The organism is Muricoccus vinaceus, from assembly GCF_042433125.1.
In the GTDB taxonomy this organism is placed as follows: domain Bacteria; phylum Pseudomonadota; class Alphaproteobacteria; order Acetobacterales; family Acetobacteraceae; genus Roseomonas; species Roseomonas vinacea.
On record NZ_JBHLVZ010000153.1, the window covers coordinates 1 to 1,641 of the forward strand.

Consider the following 1,641-nt stretch of genomic DNA (forward strand, 5'->3'; position numbering starts at 1 on the left):
TTCAGCATGGTTCTCTCAAGCGCCTCGGTATACTCAACCAGTCCACCTGTGTCGGTTTCGGGTACGGTCCATAATCCCAGTGCTGTTTCCAGGACCACTCCACCTGCCCCTCCAATCCAGTAAGGAGGAACCGCGCTTCATGGTCGTCACATCTGGGGGGCCAGGGAATATTCACCCTGTTTCCATCGGCTACGGCTGTCGCCCTCGCCTTAGGGGCCGGCTCACCCTGCGCGGATTGGCCTTGCGCAGGAACCCTTGGACTTTCGGCGAGAGGGGTTCTCACCCTCTTTGTCGCTACTCATGTCCGCATTCGCACTTCCCATACCTCCAGGACCCCTCACGGGTATCCCTTCACAGGCCTAGGGAACGCTCCGCTACCGCTGCGCATCTCGCTAAAGATGTCGCAACCCACGTCTTCGGCTCGTGGCTTGAGCCCCGTTACATTTTCGCCGCAGAACAGCTATTAGACCAGTGAGCTATTACGCTTTCTTTAAAGGATGGCTGCTTCTAAGCCAACCTCCTGGTTGTTTTGGCCGTCCCACATGCTTTCCCACTTAGCCACGAATTAGGGGCCTTAGACGGTGGTCTGGGCTGTTTCCCTCTCGACAATGGACCTTAGCACCCACTGTCTGTCTGCCACGCTATACTCACCGGCATTCGGAGTTCGGTAGGGTTTGGTAGGGCTTTGGGCCCCCCTAGCCCTTCCGGTGCTCTACCTCCGGCGGTAAACACATGACGATCTACCTCAATAGATTTCGCGGAGAACCAGCTATTTCCGAGTTTGATTGGCCTTTCACCCCTAGCCACAGCTCATCCCCGACTTTTTCAACAGGCGTGGGTTCGGCCCTCCAGTGGGTGTTACCCCACCTTCAGCCTGGCCATGGCTAGATCACTCGGTTTCGGGTCTCATGCCGGCAACTCAAGCGCCCTTGTCAGACTCGCTTTCGCTGCGCCTACACCTCACGGCTTAAGCTTGCTGCCAACACGAACTCGCGGACCCATTATACAAAAGGTACGCCGTCACCCCAAAGCTCGCGCCCAGGGCTCCGACTGCTTGTAAGCGTTCGGTTTCAGGTCTCTTTCACTCCCCTTGTCGGGGTGCTTTTCACCTTTCCCTCACGGTACTTGTGCACTATCGGTCGCCAAGGAGTATTTAGGCTTGGAGGGTGGTCCCCCCATGTTCAGACAGGGTTTCACGTGCCCCGCCTTACTCAAGGATCCTGCAAAGCACTACGCCTACGGGACTATCACCCGCTCCGGTGGACCTTTCCAAATCCTTCGGCTTCTCTTTGCAAAACCACTGGCCTGCTCCGCTTTCGCTCGCCACTACTCGCGGAATCTCCGTTGATGTCTTTTCCTCCAGCTACTGAGATGTTTCAGTTCACCGGGTTCGCCTCCAGGTCCTATGTATTCAGACCAGGATCTCCATAAAGGAGGGGTTTCCCCATTCGGAAATCTGCGGATCAACGATCGCTCGCATCTCCCCGCAGCTTATCGCAGCGTGCCACGTCCTTCATCGCCTCTTGGCGCCAAGGCATCCACCGAACGCCCTTCTTTCACTCATCACCCCCGCAACCCGCACGCAGAACCAACACGCAAAACCGTGCCAACTCCACGCAACAGCGCGAAAGCATACACACA

1 rRNA gene is annotated in these 1,641 nt (G+C 56.9%); it reads right to left on the minus strand.

Annotation, left to right across the window (positions count from 1 at the left end):
- A 23S ribosomal RNA gene (locus ACFFIC_RS30075) occupies positions 1 to 1,565 on the minus strand; the annotation flags it as partial.
- Between the last annotated feature and the right edge of the window lie 76 nt (positions 1,566 to 1,641).